Origin of the sequence: Nitrobacter winogradskyi (assembly GCF_006539545.1) — a bacterium.
Lineage (GTDB): Bacteria > Pseudomonadota > Alphaproteobacteria > Rhizobiales > Xanthobacteraceae > Nitrobacter > Nitrobacter winogradskyi_A.
Window position 1 is genome coordinate 65,246 of record NZ_BJNF01000042.1, and the last position, 15,815, is coordinate 81,060.

At 64.5% G+C, this 15,815-nt stretch carries 20 protein-coding genes; 1 reads left to right on the plus strand and 19 read right to left on the minus strand.

Annotated features, from left to right (window positions below; all coding sequences use genetic code 11):
- Positions 1-165 precede the first annotated feature (165 nt).
- The 13 genes from NWI01_RS08815 to NWI01_RS08870 all read right to left on the minus strand — a co-directional run bounded on the left by NWI01_RS08815 (position 166) and on the right by NWI01_RS08870 (position 6,962).
- Positions 166-768 (minus strand): hypothetical protein, encoded by a 603-nt coding sequence (locus NWI01_RS08815; protein ID WP_210242956.1) that lies wholly within the window; start codon positions 766-768, stop codon positions 166-168.
- Positions 765-1,484, minus strand: coding sequence for a lytic transglycosylase domain-containing protein (locus NWI01_RS08820; protein WP_141383499.1), 720 nt, complete (start codon positions 1,482-1,484; stop codon positions 765-767). The genes NWI01_RS08815 and NWI01_RS08820 overlap by 4 nt, the downstream gene beginning before the upstream one ends.
- A gap of 3 nt (positions 1,485-1,487) precedes the next feature.
- Positions 1,488-1,835, minus strand: a complete 348-nt coding sequence (locus NWI01_RS08825) for a DUF736 domain-containing protein (protein WP_141383500.1) — start codon at positions 1,833-1,835, stop codon at positions 1,488-1,490.
- 67 nt (positions 1,836-1,902) lie between these two features.
- On the minus strand, positions 1,903-2,448 hold the full coding sequence (locus tag NWI01_RS08830) for a S26 family signal peptidase (RefSeq protein WP_141383501.1): 546 nt from the start codon (positions 2,446-2,448) through the stop codon (positions 1,903-1,905).
- Complete coding sequence (locus NWI01_RS08835; RefSeq protein ID WP_141383502.1) at positions 2,448-2,963, minus strand: DUF2840 domain-containing protein; 516 nt, start codon at positions 2,961-2,963, stop codon at positions 2,448-2,450. The genes NWI01_RS08830 and NWI01_RS08835 overlap by 1 nt, the downstream gene beginning before the upstream one ends.
- Entirely contained in the window at positions 2,848-3,315 is a 468-nt protein-coding gene (locus NWI01_RS20280; protein ID WP_375782175.1) for a hypothetical protein, read from the minus strand. The genes NWI01_RS08835 and NWI01_RS20280 overlap by 116 nt, the downstream gene beginning before the upstream one ends.
- On the minus strand, positions 3,312-4,463 hold the full coding sequence (locus NWI01_RS08845) for a replication initiator protein A (RefSeq protein WP_141383503.1): 1,152 nt from the start codon (positions 4,461-4,463) through the stop codon (positions 3,312-3,314). Before NWI01_RS08845 ends, NWI01_RS20280 begins: the two co-directional genes overlap by 4 nt.
- 18 nt (positions 4,464-4,481) lie before the next feature.
- Complete coding sequence (locus NWI01_RS08850) at positions 4,482-4,763, minus strand: helix-turn-helix transcriptional regulator (RefSeq protein WP_141383504.1); 282 nt, start codon at positions 4,761-4,763, stop codon at positions 4,482-4,484.
- Positions 4,764-4,904: 141 nt separating this feature from the next.
- The gene (locus NWI01_RS08855) at positions 4,905-5,396 is read right to left on the minus strand and encodes a DUF2285 domain-containing protein (protein WP_244613702.1); all 492 of its coding nucleotides are present in this window, start codon (positions 5,394-5,396) and stop codon (positions 4,905-4,907) included.
- Positions 5,341-5,670, minus strand: coding sequence for a transcriptional regulator domain-containing protein (locus tag NWI01_RS20435; protein WP_244613703.1), 330 nt, complete (start codon positions 5,668-5,670; stop codon positions 5,341-5,343). Before NWI01_RS20435 ends, NWI01_RS08855 begins: the two co-directional genes overlap by 56 nt.
- A gap of 129 nt (positions 5,671-5,799) precedes the next feature.
- Positions 5,800-6,066, minus strand: a complete 267-nt coding sequence (locus NWI01_RS08860; protein WP_141383543.1) for a DNA -binding domain-containing protein — start codon at positions 6,064-6,066, stop codon at positions 5,800-5,802.
- 56 nt (positions 6,067-6,122) lie between these two features.
- On the minus strand, positions 6,123-6,371 hold the full coding sequence (locus NWI01_RS08865) for a helix-turn-helix domain-containing protein (protein ID WP_141383506.1): 249 nt from the start codon (positions 6,369-6,371) through the stop codon (positions 6,123-6,125).
- Positions 6,372-6,560: 189 nt separating this feature from the next.
- Entirely contained in the window at positions 6,561-6,962 is a 402-nt protein-coding gene (locus tag NWI01_RS08870; protein ID WP_141383507.1) for a single-stranded DNA-binding protein, read from the minus strand.
- Between the two features lie 401 nt (positions 6,963-7,363).
- On the opposite strand from NWI01_RS08870, the gene NWI01_RS08875 reads away from it, so the two are divergent.
- Positions 7,364-7,576 carry a hypothetical protein gene (locus tag NWI01_RS08875; protein WP_141383508.1) on the plus strand — a complete coding sequence of 71 codons (213 nt, stop codon included), beginning with the start codon at positions 7,364-7,366 and terminating at the stop codon, positions 7,574-7,576.
- Between the two features lie 81 nt (positions 7,577-7,657).
- Here the strand turns inward: NWI01_RS08875 and NWI01_RS08880 are convergent, their stop codons facing one another.
- The 6 genes from NWI01_RS08880 to NWI01_RS08905 form a co-directional block, all read right to left on the minus strand.
- A complete protein-coding gene (locus NWI01_RS08880; RefSeq protein WP_141383509.1) occupies positions 7,658-8,074 on the minus strand; it encodes a hypothetical protein in 417 nt (138 codons plus the stop codon).
- Between the two features lie 272 nt (positions 8,075-8,346).
- Positions 8,347-8,766 carry a hypothetical protein gene (locus tag NWI01_RS08885; RefSeq protein ID WP_141383510.1) on the minus strand — a complete coding sequence of 140 codons (420 nt, stop codon included), beginning with the start codon at positions 8,764-8,766 and terminating at the stop codon, positions 8,347-8,349.
- Positions 8,756-9,016 (minus strand): type II toxin-antitoxin system prevent-host-death family antitoxin, encoded by a 261-nt coding sequence (locus tag NWI01_RS08890; protein ID WP_141383511.1) that lies wholly within the window; start codon positions 9,014-9,016, stop codon positions 8,756-8,758. Before NWI01_RS08890 ends, NWI01_RS08885 begins: the two co-directional genes overlap by 11 nt.
- A 69-nt stretch (positions 9,017-9,085) precedes the next feature.
- The gene (locus NWI01_RS08895; RefSeq protein WP_141383512.1) at positions 9,086-10,021 is read right to left on the minus strand and encodes a DUF2493 domain-containing protein; all 936 of its coding nucleotides are present in this window, start codon (positions 10,019-10,021) and stop codon (positions 9,086-9,088) included.
- 322 nt (positions 10,022-10,343) lie between these two features.
- Entirely contained in the window at positions 10,344-11,384 is a 1,041-nt protein-coding gene (locus NWI01_RS08900; protein ID WP_141383544.1) for a DUF7146 domain-containing protein, read from the minus strand.
- Positions 11,384-15,736 carry a strawberry notch family protein gene (locus tag NWI01_RS08905; RefSeq protein ID WP_141383513.1) on the minus strand — a complete coding sequence of 1,451 codons (4,353 nt, stop codon included), beginning with the start codon at positions 15,734-15,736 and terminating at the stop codon, positions 11,384-11,386. Before NWI01_RS08905 ends, NWI01_RS08900 begins: the two co-directional genes overlap by 1 nt.
- Between the last annotated feature and the right edge of the window lie 79 nt (positions 15,737-15,815).

Below are 15,815 nucleotides of genomic sequence, written 5' to 3' on the forward strand. Positions count from 1 at the left end.
CAGCACGGTGCGACGCGCACCAAAAAAATGAAGAGCAACAACCGCCCGACCGAAGCGCACCGTGCGCTCTTTTATCCTGCCCTGATCCGGTTGTTGGGCCTGCCTCCACCCTTGGTGCTCTCCATGATACGCCAGCGCGCGCTACAAAGCGATTCACAGCTGCTGTCATCTATGTGTGCCCCGCTTGTTCGAGACTACGGGAATGGCGGCAAGACGTTGCGGTGATGCGCTTGTAGGATGCCGCGTTTGCTGCTGATCGGACGGAAGAGAGAACTTGAGACGCCAGGTGCGCCACGCATCAGTGACCGCTCCGCTGCCGGGAAACAGGTCGTCGAGCATGTCGTCGGGACGCGCGGCGACCACCTCGAACGCCCAATGGCAAACCGCTTCGGGCTTCGCACCAGTAAGGCCGCGCCGCAGCGTAATGCTCTCCAGAATCCAGTCCCGCATCACCAGCCGCTTGCTGACGACGGGCTTTCGCGCGGCCTTCACGATGACCGGCTCCCACGCCCACGCGACCGGGATATTGCGCTTGAACGCGGCGAAACCTTTCACCCAGGCCATCCACCGCGCGCCGGTCTGCTCGACCAGCGGCGCGAGCGTCGCGATCGAGCGCGGCGTTGCCGCGGCGTGCAATATCCAGCCGTCGTAGTCCCGCTCCAGCCGTTCGATCAGGCGCACATGATCGACCTCGCCCGCATAGTCGGGATGGTCGCGGTAGAGATGCGCGCAGCCGATATAAGGCGGGTCGGCATAGGCAATTTTCATCGCCGGTCCCGCTCCGAAACGGCGGCGAACAGACCGCCGGGTTGCGGGTCGAATGACGGCGAGGCGGTCGCCCGGCTGTCGTTTGGACGCACGATAAAGAGCGGCGCACCGCGCCAGTCACGCAGCCGCAATGGGCGCCGGGCTGGCGCATCGGATGTGGCCTCACCGTCAAGGAGCGGCGCGAGCGAAGCCACATAGGCGCGTGTCTCGGCCGGTAGCGGACGGCCGGTCGCGCGATGCTCATCGTAGCGTGCCGGCCCTGCGTTGTGGGCGGCGAGCATGGCGGTGATGTCGCGATAGCGATCCCACATTTCGCGCAGATACGCAGCACCGGCGAGAATATTGTCGTGCGGATCATAAGGGTCGCGTCCGAGGCCATATCGTGAGCGAAGATCAGCCCAGGTGTCGGGCATGACCTGCATCAATCCCATCGCGCCGGCCGTTGAGATCGCACACACATCGCCCGCGCTTTCCGCGCGCAGCACAGCGCGAATCCAGCGTTCGGGAATGCCGAACCGCTGCGAGGCTTCGGCAATGTGAGCGGCATAGGGATCGCGCGGCGACAGTCTCGCGATCGGCTTGCCCTGCGCCATCGTGACCGCCGGCATGACGCCGGCGAAGGAAAGGCCGGAAAGGAAAAGGAGAGCCATGCGCCGGGCGGCGCAGCGCAGCCCGGACGCACTCGAATGGCCCGTCGATTGGCGGCGAGCAGGCATTGCTTAAACCTTCTCGCCGCGATCGCGCGGACGCGACCAGTGCAGCGACCAGGCGTTGCCTGTGTCATCATCGCGGAACAGGTTGGCCCGGATCGGCTGCGGCATTATCGGATCGTCGATCAGCAGCGCGACATATTCGCCCGCCTTCTCTCCGGTGCGTTTCCAGCCCGCGCCGATCTCCGGACCTGTGTTGTTGCTCATACCGTCAAAGAGGTGAACGCGATAATCTGGTGTGTTCTCCGCGTCGGACGGTTCCGTCGCGATGATGATGATGTCCTGATTCAGTAAAAGCGTCCCGAAGTGTCCGATAAAGCCGGCCTCGTCGCGCGCGAATTGACCGATCTGCGGCATGACAGTCTCCCTGGCGGTGGTGTTGAGAAAGCCATCGGCGGCACCGCTTCCGCCAATGGGGAAGCGATCAGCGTGTCGGCGCCCGCCATTGAAAGCGGCCGCCGCCTTCCTCGTCGGTCCACAGCGGAACCGCTCGCCCGATGATCTGGTCGGTGGAGATCAGCCCGAAATACCTCCCGTCGAGACTGTCGCGGTGCTGCCAGTTCATCAGGAAGATTTCGCCGGTGTGGATGTGCTGGCAGCCCTGCCAGACCGGCAGATCGCGGCCGACCCGGTCGCGGTCGAGCGCGACACCGGCAATCATGCCGTCGACGGTGATGACGTGACCGATCCTGCAAACGGTCTGACCGGAGACGGCGCGCACGCGCTTGAGAAGCGGCACGCCCTTCGGCAAATAGTCGCGATCAGCGAGAAAAGTCGCGAGCGGTTCGGGTGCATCGACGGCAACGAGATCAGTCACCTCGAACGGGCCGTCGAAGTCGATCGTATAGAAGCCGATCGGCACGCTGGCCGATGCATTCCAGATCAGTTTGATCGGCATCGGTGTGAGGCCGGGATAGCCCACTCCGAACGTCGCCGCCGCCGTACAGACGAGGAGACCGAAGCGTGTCATCACGTGACCCGTCGGCGCATCAGCCAGGCTTCATGGCGCGCTGGCGTGTAGGTGGAGGGCTGGTCGCCGGCGCGCAGGCGGTGATGGACATGCCGCCAATGATCGGGATCGACCTCTGCGGGATCGATGCCGATCGCTTCGATCGCGTCGATGTGCTGGAGCACGCGCTCGACTGTCGGCCAGTTCTCCGCCTTGACCAGAATCTCGCCGCCGGGACGCACGAATGGCAACGTCTGGAAGGGCTCGCCGCGGCAGACGGCGCGCGCAATGTCGATGCGTGAAAGGATCGTGCCGTAGTCGTTCGAGGCCCAACGGACGAACGCGAACACGCTGTTCGGCGCGAAGCCGACGACGCTGCGATGCCGATCGAGAATCTGTTCGTGTATCTTATGACCGAACCTAATCCAGTGCTCGATCGCCTTCTGACGCCACGTCAGATGGACAAGCGTGGTGAATGGCGCTGGGCTGCCCGGAGACGGACGCCAGCGCGCGCGGTGTGCCGCGTTGCTGGTCATGAGGACCCTCCTGACTTTTCTGGGAATTTGCAGGCAAGCTGCTCGCGCAGGATGCGGCGCCGGTGACGCGGCGGCTGAATGCGGCCTCCTTGATGCGGCCGCGCATTGCGGGCGTGACGGCTGCGCGGCCGCCGGCTGGCGGCGCGTCACCAGCCCTGATCCAGCCGCCTGGATCGCCCGGCCGCGACGCAAAACGGCGCTTTGCTATGCCTGCCGTCATAAGGCGCCTGCGTCGTGAACCGGCAACACGGTGGCGATGCGCGCGGGCACGTTCGGCCATGGCGGTGTCGATCTCGTGCACGGTCGGACTGTCATCGCAGATGTCGGAAGCAACAAGTATCGCGACGATCATGACGCGCCTCCCGGCCTGCGGCTTCGGGGCGGCGTCCGCGTGTATGAAGTATCGTCGGCGGCAAGAGTGGATTTGCCGAGCGTCGTCTGCCGCGCAGTCGCTTGATCGTCAGATCGCTCAGGCGCGATCAGTCGTTCGGTTTCGATGTTATCAACATCGCGCGCGCGCCTCTTAAGGTTAGAGTCTGAGTTAGAGTCTAAGTTAAGGGCGCGATTTCTTCTGCGGACGCTTTGAGTTAGACGCGGTTTCGGTTCCTGTTGGCACGAGGGGCCAGTTCCGGATAGCACGTCTCGGCGGGTTCCTGATGGCACGAAGGAATCCACAGCCGGTCCACAGGGCGCAGACGGCTCGAAGGCGAGCAGCGTTCGGCCGCCGATCTCCACCTCGATGAACAGCGTGTAGCCGGGCAACGGCTGTCGACGGATGATGTCGCGCAACTCGAATGCGAAGCGCTTGAACTGGGACAGGCTGCCCGACTTCGCATGGAGATGGCGGAAGTCGAAGCGCCATCCATTGCGCTGGCGACCGCCGTGCTTGCGCACGATGCGGTAGAGCCAGCGTTCGAGGCCACCCGTCAGATCGAAGTAGGCGCGGTCGATGGTGAGGACGAGCACGTCGTCGAGCACCGCCTTGTAAAACCAGTCGGGCACGATCATCTCGATGCCGTCGCGATCGGTGCGTTCCTTCCACTCATTGATCCACGAGAAGCGATGCCGTCGTCCTTCCGCCGGCTGGCGGATGGTGGTGCTGACGGTGGTGGACTGGAGGCGGTCCAGCGCGGCCTTGAGACGCTGGTAATCGCGCAGCGAGGTGCCGCGCCCGATGAATTTCAGAATCTCATAGGGAGTGGCGGCCATCAGCCGGGAGGTGCGCAGGCCGGCGTCGCGCGCCTCGACGATCTGGCTCGCCGCCCATATGAGAATATCAGCATCCCAGATGGTCGCCATGCCATGATCGGGCACGGCTTCGACGCGGATCGATACTTCGCCAGCGACGAAATCGATCGGCGCGATGCGGTGCGTCTTGGCGAGAGAGAAGAAGGGATAGGCCATGAGATCCTGCGCGTCTCGTGGCGCGAAGTCGCCGGGGAGTGCTCTGAACAGGTTGAGCTGTTCGCGCTCCGACAGGGGTCGACGCCGCACCGTCATGAAGGAGGCCGGCTGCGGTCAGCGTGCGGAGCGACCAGCCTGCGGGCCGGATGGAAAGGTGTGGCGCTTGGCGGGCAGCACGGTGCTGCGCGGGTCGGAGGTGGACGTCACCGCGCCGCGATCGGCCCAGGTTTCGAGATCGTCGATGGCGTAGACGACACGGCCGCCGAGCTTGCGATAGGCGGGACCCGTTCCGTAGGTGCGATGTTTTTCGAGAGTTCGGGCCGAGAGGCTGAGAAACTCGGCGGCTTCCTTGGTGCGCAGGTAGCGTGGCGGCAGAACGACGGGTTCGTGTGGCATGGATCGGGCCTCCGTGGTGTTGCGTCGGAGCGCTGGAGATCAGCGGCGGACGGCGACCACGGTGGCGGAGGAAACGTATCAGGGAGGATGGGAAACTTGAGGTGGCTAAAATCCCCACCCCTCCAGCTTGCGACGGACCGGCTATGATCGACGGCGATGGCGAAGGAGATCGAGATAGCCGCCACCGACCAGAGCGGAGCCGCCCTCAACAAGTCCGATCACGGAATCGCGCAGCGGCGATGTCTTCCATGGATCGCTTGCGACGCGCTCCGCGCCGTAGATCGCGATGGCGATCTCGCGGTAGCTGGCGCCATTCGTGCGACCATCGACCGCCTGGAGCATCAGCCGAAGACGGCGGCGCTGCTGGCGCGTCAGCCGCTTGTCGGGAAGTGGTCTGCGGCCATAGACGGCCCGCCAGAAGCGCGTGAGCACATCGGCCCAGGTGAGTGTTTCTGCGTCGATCGGGATCAGCGCGACGAGCGGCGCCCGCGTTTCCCCCGTCGGATAGAAAACGAGCTGAACAGGCGTATCGGCGCTGTAGATGACGTATCGTCCCTCCGGACCGTCACGCGCTGCCTCAAACTTTGCGAGAGGTGGTTGTGAGGTGGTGGAAAGGTGGTCGGGCGCCGGCATGAGCGTCAACACCAACGGGACGACCGCGGGAGACCAGAACACGGTTTGCGCGGATGCGGAGAGGCTTGGCCGAGCGGGGAAAGCGCAGCCCCCAACGGCGTTGGTCTCCGAGCGATAATGGAGAGTTGTCCGCGTGGTCGGCGACGAGCGCCCGATACCGACGTTGATACTGCTCCTGGCGGCGGAGGCATTCCCACGCCAAGCCTTCGTTCGTGAGATCATCGAAGAAATCGTAACTGTGGCGCTCTCTCCATTGCGAAGTATCGGGTTTCATGGGCTATCCCCCGCATGTATCGCGTAAGCCGGGCAGATATTGATTCCCACACGCGGGGGTGTGCGGGAGTCTTGGCGCCGGCATTGCGCGATGCTGTCGGGGCATCACCGAGCCGCACGATATACCGAATTACAGGCGTTTGCCGGGACTGTGCAGGAGCTGCTGGTATCCGGTCTGCGTCATCCAGCGCGCGCGTTGGAGGTGATTGTCGTGGACTTGCCGCGCGCGCTCCGGCTCGCGTGCGGGATCGATCCCGAACACGACTTCGACCGCTTCCCGCCAATCAGCGCCATCGGCGTCAGCATCGAGAAGGCGCATATAGAGCTTGATGTGCGACCTGTCGTATTCGGTCAATTGCGGGCAGGAAGGTGGCGTATCCTCGAACGGGTCAACCATGGCGCCGCCCTGGTGCATCGGCCGCTGCCGTATCGGCATCGGCGCACATCGCCGCATCAGCCTTTCCGTTTGCCGCGACCCTCAACGAGCAACACTCCCTGTCCTTTGTCGACGGACAGAAGAACGATCCCTGCTGCTTCCAGCGCCCTGCGAACCTGATCGCGCGTTGTCTCGTACACGCCCAATCCGCTTTCGGATTCAAGGCGCTTGAGGGAGGTCAGCGATATGCGGGCCTTGTCAGCGAGCGTCTCCTGCGTCCAACCCAGCAACGCGCGCGCAGCCCGTGATTGTCGGGAGGTGATCATGCATGACCACCTCCCACTCGGACCTGCGCGCACGCTAGAACTACGACTATTTTAGTCGGACTCGGCCGCGAATGCGACCGAAAACCGCCGGCCAGCCCCCTTGCGACCGGCACGGCGGGCGACTGATTCGGTCGCCCTCCGGTCGGGGAAAACCCGGCGGCTTGCGCCGCCGGGCCTCTGACGCCCCGGTCAGAACGGGATGTCGTCATCGAGATCGCGCTGTCCGGTGGCGCTTTCGGTCTGCTTCGCCCGGCTCAGGAAGTCGACCGTTTCGGCGATGATCTCGCAGCCGTAGCGGTCGTTGCCCTGCTGATCGGTCCACTTGGTGTAGTGGATGCGGCCGCGCACCAGAACCTTCATGCCCTTCTGGCAATGATCCTGGACCGTCTTGCCGAGGCCGTTGAAGCAGGTGATCCGGTGCCATTCGGTGTCCTGGACCCGGTAGCCATTGTCGTCCCGAACAGCCTTGCCTTCCGAGTAGCGGGGCCGCGAAGTGGCCAGCGTGAAGTGGGTGATACGGGTCCCGCCCTGAGTGTTGCGGGATTCGGGGTCCTGGCCGATGTTGCCGGCGAGAATGACGATGTTCTGCATTTTAAGTCTCCGTTGCTCCTCGGAGGGACCATTCCCTCCGACGAGACCCGGCCAAGGACGTCGGGAGCCCCCTGCAACTGCCTGCCTGCTGGCAGCTCGCCCCTAAGGCCCGGAGTGGTGCGGGCAGGCGCTTTAGCGCCAACACGGTCCGGAGCCGCGGGGGTTGCGGGCGGAAACCGAACGGACTTAGGGGATCAGTCAGTCGGAGGGATTGGCGCCCCTGAGAGCCCGATTACGGAGGCGCCCAGCAGGAACATTGTTCTCGCCAACAGCCACATCGCTCTTAAGACCCACGCCACACCATCTTGCGGCCGCGCTCACCACCCCTTCACGGCCACCGTTTGCGCCGCCGATGGAAGGTTGTTCGGGGAAAGGCGAAAAGGCTACCGGACCCGTTGCGGATGGCGGCGGTCGCCGCTCAATCGGCGGAGGCGCGGTCCACCAGCATTGCGACAAGTGGCAATGAAGTTGCTGCGGCCGACGTTCACGACATCATGACGATCAATGCAGCGCGGGCGCTGTTTGCGGCCGTGCAAGATCAACGCGCCATGACCGACTTCCTGCGCCGTGCGATGCCGCTCGAAACAGCGGCGGCCAGGACAGTCTCGACCTAACTGTCATGTTCAGAGCGCAAGCGACAGGGTTCGGCGGCGCAAGCCGCCGGGTTTTCCCGCAAGCGGGGGATCGCGAGTGCTTCAGCGCGACAAGACGCTTTCGCCCAATGCGTTGAGACTGACAATTGCTGCGCCGCCGATGAACAGGCCGGCGCTGCCGCATAGCAGATTGAGCGCAATCGTTGAATCGATGGCGTGCTTTGCGACACCATGCACGACGGCATAGCCGGCGACCACGGCGGGCACAGCAAAGACGGCGAGCGCGATCAGGCGCACAATCGGATTCTTTGCGAAGCCGAGAACGGCAATGACCACGGCGAGCGACAGCAACGCAGCAGCGATAGCGGCGAAGCCCGACATCACGATGCCGGCCCCCGCGGCCCAAGTATATTGGGCTGCTGTCAGTCCGACCGAGAACGGAAGCGCATAGATCGCGAGACCGTAGGCGAGAGCACAGAAGGCGATCGTCAAGACGATGGCGGGCAGGATCAGCGTCATGGAAACCTCCACATGAACGATTAAGAGTTCACGACAGGCTGCCTGTGGATGCGCTCCGCCTGCGACTATGCTGCTGTGCCGGTTCTGCGTGGATGGGGCATTTTTTCTTAAGTGGGCCGGTCTCGTCAAGTCACGTTGAGATCGGCGGACTGCATGGCGGTGCGTTGTCGAGTGCCGAAGCGGGAAACGTGAAAGCGGACAAGCCGGAAAGCACATCAGGCCCGGAAGAGCGACAAGTCGCAATCCGGAGAGGCGCAGATATGCACCTTCCATCAATCGAGGCGGTTGATACGCAGTCCGGAGGCCCTCGCTTTGGCAAAGGCGGCCGCGATCTTCATCATGAAAGCCTTGCTGAAGCGGCCAAGCACCTCGCCGTGCGGCTCGATATACCATGACCGCTCGGCGACATCGTAATTGTATTCGTCGACGACAATCCAGCATTGCTTGAGATCGCTGAGGCCGGCTCGTCGGCATTCGATGTCGGAGACCTCGATTGCAACACGGTCGGCCTGTGGCGGCTGGGTGGTGATCGCCAGAAGCGCGAGATGGGTAAGTCCGTCGTTCGTGCTCCGGACGGCCACGACAACACAGGTCGGCCGGAGCTTCCGGCCTTCGGTCTCGCCGCGCTCATGCTGCCATGCCCAGAGATAGGGATAATCGATGACCTGGCCGGGCAGGAACTCACGGCTCATCGTCGTAGCCCGCGCCGCGCGCCAGCCGGTCGATCTCCGTGAGGAAAAGATCGTTGTGCTCCTTCGGCATCTCGGAAACGCGGTAGGCGCGGCGAGGGTCGCTGCCGCTGCGCATCCGCTCGTAGTGCTCGTAGCTCATCAGCACGAAACGGGGTTTGCGGTGTTTGGTGAGGATCACGGGCTCGCGGGCGGCGGCGTCGGTGACGTCGCCCACTTGTTTGTTGAGATCGCCTGTCGTGAAATGCCTCATGGCCTTGCTCCCATATCAATATCCATAATATCCATACTTTCCAGATTTTCAAGAGGGGGAAGGCGGCGCTTACGCGCCGCCGTCGAACTTCATGACCGGGATGCCGAGCTTGCGGGCCTTGTCCGCGAGGTTCTCCTGAATCCCGGTGCCAGAGAAGACGAGGACGCCGACCGGAAGGACATCCAGCATGGCATCGTTGCGCTTGAACGGCGCGGCGTTGCCGCGCTTCACCCAGTCGGGCCGGAAGGCGATTTGCGGCACCTTGCGATTGTCCGCCCAGCGGGAGGCGATCAGTTCGGCGCCCTTCGGCGTGCCACCGTGCATCAGCACCATATCGGGGTGCTTCGCATGGACCTGATCGAGCTTCGCCCAGATCAGGCGATGGTCATTGAAGTCAGCGCCGCCGGAGACGGCGACTTTGGGACCGGCGGGCACCATCACCTCGGCCTCAGCCCGGCGCTTCGCGGCAAGAAAGTCGCGGCTGTCGATCATCGCGGCGGTCAGGTTGCGATGGTTGACCTTCGAGCCGGTGCGCGGCCGCCAGACGGTGCCGGTATGGTGCTCGAACGCTTCGGCGGCGATGTCGCGGAAGAGTTCCATGCTGTTGCGCCGCTCGATCATGGTTTGCCCCTCGGCCGTGAGGCGCTCCAGCTCGACCGACTTCACCTCGCTGCCATCCTGTTCGTTCTGAAGGCGGCGCTGCGCCTGCTCGTTGTCGTCAAGCTCGCGCTCCACCCGGCAGGTGGCGCGGTGGAAGAGATTGACGGTCCCCCAGAGCAATTCTTCGAGGTCGGGTTCGAGGCGGGTGTCGCCAAGCGTGGCGACGAGAGCATCGAAGATGTCTGCGACAGCCGCGGCGACGACATTGCCCTCGGGAAGCGGCCTTGGATCGGGTTCGTCCTGAAACGGGCGCCAGCCATAGAGCTGGAGTTCGGTGAGGAGATGATCGGTGGGAGACGAAGTGTGGATCGGTGTGATGCCGGTGTTATCGTCGTCGTTCGTCATCGGGAGCGTCCTGCGTCTGGAGACCGCGCCCATCGCGGCCTTCGCAGGCGTCGAAGCCCACGGGCGGGACGGACTGGCAGCCCTCGCACTTCCGCGAGGGTCTTGATGGCCAAGCCCGGCTATTTTGTTTCGCGCTGCAAAAGCGGCGCAGCCGCCGGCGGAAAATAGCTGGAGCGCCGCCATTGCCTGGCCGGCCCGTTTGTGGGCCGATCGCCCTCTCAGAAGGCCGTGGGCGCCTCTCTCCGACACCAGAAAGCTGCTCGCGGGGACGAGCGGTGACGACAGGCAGGCTCCGTCCGCGTCTCGTCTTCCGCCGATTTCCTCACGCCGTCATGAACCAGCTGACGTCTTCGGGACGAAGCTGCTCCTTCAAGGCCGCCCGAAGGGCATCGACGCCGCGCCAACGCAGATCGTCGTTGAAGTCGCCGCGCACCGGCGACACTGAAATCGCCTCGATCCCGACGCTCATTGCTCTGGCGACCAGGCTATCTCTCGCGCCGTCACCGGCAGGATCGCGATCCCGAAGGACATAGAGCCTGTGCAGTTCCGGCGGAAACAGGATGGCAGCGAGGTGTGCGGCCGACAGCGCCGCCAGCATCGGCATGTGGGGCAGAACCATGCGCGGCGACAGCACGGTCTCGATGCCTTCGCCGGCTGCGAGCACCTCACCGGCGACGCCGAAGCGGACGCCGTGCCCGAGAAGGTCGCCCATCGCCCGACGCGGTGTCTCGATAGGCGCCTTGCCCGAACCGTCCGGGGCGAGCCATGTGCGGTGCGCGCCGGTCTGCCGTCCGGCGAGATCGGTGACGGCAGCGACCATCGCCGGCCAGATCTCGGTGGGCGAATGCTTGTCAGGCTTGTAGTAGCACCTCGGATGGTAACGCAGCGCGGTGACGCCGATGAGGGATGTGATCGCCCTCCCGTTGAGGTAGATCGCCGCAAGCGTGCCGCCGATCGGCTGCGCCATCGCAAAGAGCCGCCGCGACGCTTCAGACGAACCCGATGGCGCTGGGCTTGCGGCTCTGTCCGTCGGCGTGTTCTCCGGCTCGGGATGCGGGAGCGAGAGGAAGCGGCGCGCTTCCTCAGCCACGTCCTCGAAGTCGACAAGGCCAAGCGACGCGCGGATGACGTCGAGAAGATCGCCATACTCACCCGTTGCTCCGTCGGTCCATTTGCCCGCAGCACCCTTGCCCGATGCCGGCCCTGTGAGGCGCACGTACATCGAGCGGCCGGGCGCATTCTTTGCATCGCCGACGATCCAATATCGTCCGGCTCGATGGCCGGACGATAGATATTGTTTGCAGACCGCCTCGGCGTGTCGGCCGAGGCGGATCGCGAGTTCGGAGGCGCTGTGACGGGGCATCATGCCGCCTCCCGCTCGCCGACGCGCGCGACCGGCCAGCGCTCGAGCACCTTGCCGAGCACGATCGGGCCGTTGGCGTCGGTCGGCACGAACATGCGCAGCTTCCACGAGATGATCTCGTGGAACAGGCCATAGGCGGTGAGGCGTTCGCGCATGGTGTCGTCAAAGCCTGACAACTCGATGCGGTTCGCGCCCATAACGCGGGCGCGTCGAAGCTGAAGGCCCTCCGCAAGTTCGAGGATCGTGCGGCCGTCCATCAGTGCGGCGAAGGCGTCGTCCGGTGTGACGGTCGCGATGTCGGTCGTGGTCGCATTTGCGGCCCAGGCCGGCGAGACCTTGCGACCGATGATCCGTTCGCCTGCATCGGTCTGGAGCCGATAGACGCGGGTCGATTCATTCGGCAGTCGCTTCCAGATCGGCAGGAGCAGTCCCGTGACCATGTGCAGCGTGGCGTCAGAGAATTCTGGCACCTCCGCCATCTCGGACTTCCAGGCTGTCGCGAAAGTCGCGCGATCCGCGTCGACCCAATGGGTTTCGCCCATCATCCTGATCGCGAGGTTATGCGCCTCCGTCGGCCGGATCAGGCGGACGCGGCGCTCGACCTCGCCGTCGTCGAGCATGATGCTGCTCGCCGGGACCTGCACGGCGGCACGGCCCGAGCGCTCGTTGACGAGGAGCTGCGCGCGCGGATCGTCAAGATGACTCAACGCTTCGTCGAGCGCGACCGGCCGATTGCGCCTACGTTCGGTGATCGTCAGCAGGTTGGTTTCGGCTCCGGTGCGTGGATGCATGTAGATCGTCTGGCGATCGTCAACGACGAAGCTTTCGGCGCGCAGCGTCTCAAGCCCGGCGTCATAGGTCCCCGACGCGATCGCGCCCTCGATGCGGGTGGCCAGAAGCTGCTCGAAGGCCGCGAAGAGGATGTTCTGAAGCTCGATCGTCAACGCCAGCAGACGATTGAGGAACGTCGTGATCGCCGGCAGTTCGTCCTTGATGCCGTTCGAATCCGTCAGCTTCAGCCCGGTCGCGGACTCGAAGCGTTCGAGGCTGCACCCCTCTATCTTGCCGAGCACCAGCAGGTGATAGAGTTGGCGCAGCGCGGCGCGGGCATAGTGCGACTCCAGATTGTCCTCGGGCCTGAACAGGCCCTGACCGCCGGTCTGGCGCTGGCCGCGCGTGATCGCGCCCAGCGTATCGAGGCGGCGCGCGATCGTGCTCAAGAACCGTTTTTCGGCTTTCACATTGGTCGAGATCGGCCGGAAGAGCGGCGGTTGTTTCTGATTGGTCCGGTGCGTGCGGCCAAGACCCTGAATGGCGGTGTCGGCTTTCCAGCCGGCTTCGAGCAGGTAATGAACGCGCAGCCGCGTGTTCTTCGCGGACTTTTCCGCGTGATAGCTGCGGCCGGTGCCGCCGGCGTCGGAGAAAACGAGTCCGCGCTTTAGATCGTCCATGAAGGCTTGCGTCTCCGCGAGATTGGCGGAAGCTGCGCGGTTCTCGACAACGAGCCTGTCGATCGTCGTGCCACGCTTGCGCACGATACGACGCGCGCGACCTGTCACCTCGGCGACAACATCGGTGCCGAAGTGCTGGATGATCTGATCGAGCGCGCCGGGGACCGGCGGCAGGCTCGCGAGTTTCGCGATCAACTCATCGCGGCGCGCGATGGCTTCGCGGCTCTCGACAGGCTGGCCGTTACGATAGACCGGACGTGACGACACGCTTCCCGAACTATCGGTGAAACGTTCGTAGAGCTGCACTGGGAAGGAATGGGCGAGATAGTCGAGGACATATTCACGAGGCGTAATGTCCACGCGCACATCATTCCATTCCTCGGTCGGCAGTTCCGCCAGCCGGCGCTCCATCAGCGCCTCACCGGTGGAGACGATCTGGATCACAGCCGAATGGCCTTCTTCGAGATCGCGCGTGATCGAGCGGATCAGCGTCGGCGTTTTCATGCTGGTGAGCAGATGGCCGAAGAAGCGCTGCTTGGCGGACTCGAAAGCCGAACGGGCGGCGGACTTCGCCTGCCTGTTCAGCGTGCCCGTCCCGCCTTCGCCGCTGCCGGTGATGTTGGCAGCCCGCATCGCGGCATCCAGATTGTTATGGATGATGGCAAACGCGCCCGCATACGTATCGTAGATGCGGATTTGTTCGGGCGTCAGTTTGTGCTCGACAAGCTCGTACTCGACGCCGGCAAACGAGAGCGAGCGAGCGGTGTAGAGGCCGAGCGCACGAAGATCGCGGGCCAGCACCTCCATCGCCGCGACACCGCCCGCCTCAATCGCTTCGACGAACTCGGCGCGCGTCCCGAACGGGAAATCCTCGCCGCCCCAGAGGCCGAGCCGCTGAGCATAGGCGAGATTGTGGACCGCGGTCGCGCCGGTCGCGGAGACATAGGCGACGCGAGCATTCGGCAGTGCGTGTTGGAGCCGCAATCCGGCGCGGCCCTGCTGCGAGGCCGCGACATCGCCGCGCTCTCCCGTACCGCCAGCGGCATTCTGCATGGCATGGCTCTCGTCGAAGATGATGACGCCATCAAACCCGGAGCCCAACCATTCGACGATTTGCCTGACGCGCGAAACCTTTTCGCCGCGGTCATCGGACCTGAGCGTAGCGTAGGTTAGAAATAGGATGCCCTCAGTGAGGGTGATGCGCGCGCCTTGAGGGAATCGCGACAACGGCGTGACCAGCAACCGCTCCATGCCAAGCGCCGACCAATCGCGCTGCGCATCCTCCAGGAGCTTGTCGGATTTGCTGATCCAGACCGCCTTGCGGCGGCCTTGCATCCAGTTGTCGAGAAGGATCGCCGCGGATTCGCGACCCTTGCCGACGCCGGTGCCGTCTCCGATCATGAAGCCCTGACGGAAGAGGACGGCGTTTTTGGCATTCTCGGACGCGGCAGTCAGAGTGTCGAGCGTGTCGTTCACCGTCCACGCGCCGCCAAGGAAATTCGAATGCGCCTCGCCGGCATAGATCACGGTCTCGAGTTGCGCGTCGGACAGCAGATCGAGGATGTTCTGCGGCAGGCGCGGCAGATAGCTGGGCTTCGGCGGGGCGATGCTCGCCATGGCGGCCGACTGCACGAGCTGGGTCGGGTGCGCCTGAGAGCCGGCAATACGGATCGTCTGCAATCCGTAATCCTCGTAGATGGAATCGGAGAGGCGACCGCTCTCGGTGGGCTTCCAGTCGACGGTCTCGTAGTCGAGTGGAACGCCATCGGGCTCGCCGCGTGATATGGCGGGAGCGAGTTTTGCCGCCCGGTTCAGATAGCCGCGCACGGTACGGGCCGCGGCCGGCGCAGTGATCGGCACGGCGACGGATGGATCGACGGGAAGTCTCGCGGGCAGTTGCTCAGTCACCCAGCCAAGCAGTGTGGCGACGTCTGGCGCGACGCCGGGCGCGTTCGGGAAGACGGAGGGATCGTCGGCGGGCAGCTTGTCAATGACTGTGAGCCGCGTTGCGAAGGTGGTGCCGTGCTTGGCATAGACCGAGCCGTAGACAGCGGCGGAGAACACGACGCGGCCGCGCTCTTGCAGGCGCGCGAACGCCGGCGCCCAGATCGGATTGTCTGGAGCGAAGTTTGCGCCGGTGATCGTGACAAGGCGACCGCCGTGTGCAAGGCGCGCGAGCGCAGAAGCGACATGGCGGAAGGTGGCGTCCGCCACGCGGCCCTCGACGTGCGCCATGACGGAGAACGGCGGGTTCATCAGCACGATGGTGGGAATGACGGCCGCACTAAGATGATCGTCGATCTGCGACGCATCAAAGCGAGTGACGGAAATGGCCGGAAAGAGGGAAGAGAGCAGCGTGGCGCGCATCTCGGCGAACTCGTTGAGAACGAGTGCGCCGCCGGCGACTTCGGCGAGGATGGCGAGAAGTCCGGTTCCAGCGGACGGTTCCAGAACGCGGTCGGCCGGGGTGATCGCGGCCGCCGTTGCGGCGACTAGGCCGAGCGGAATCGGCGTCGAGAACTGCTGGAAAGCCTGGCTCTCTTCGGAGCGGCGCGTATGTGTCGGGAGGCGGTCGGAGATTTTGGCCAGGAGCGGCACGGCGAGCGCCGGAGAGCCGGCTTTGCGCAAAATCGTCTTTCCGTATTTGCGCAGGAAAAGGACGGTTGCCACCTCGCACGCTTCATAGGCGTACTTCCAGTCCCAGGCGCCGGTGGCGTCGGACGCACCGAAAGCGGATTCCATCGCAGCGCGCAACGTCGCGGCGTTGACGCGCTGGCCGCGTTCGAGATGGGGCAGCAGCAGGCTGGCAGCCGCGAAGATGGCGGCAGCAGCATCGGGCTCAGGGACGAGCGGAAGCGGCGCGGCGGCAGACGCCGCTGCGGCTGCGGAGATCAGGGTCATGCTGGTGGCCTCGGGAGAGCGGGATGAGGACGAGCCGCGCAGCGCTCTCTCTCGACCGCACCGGCTCAAATCCGTCCCG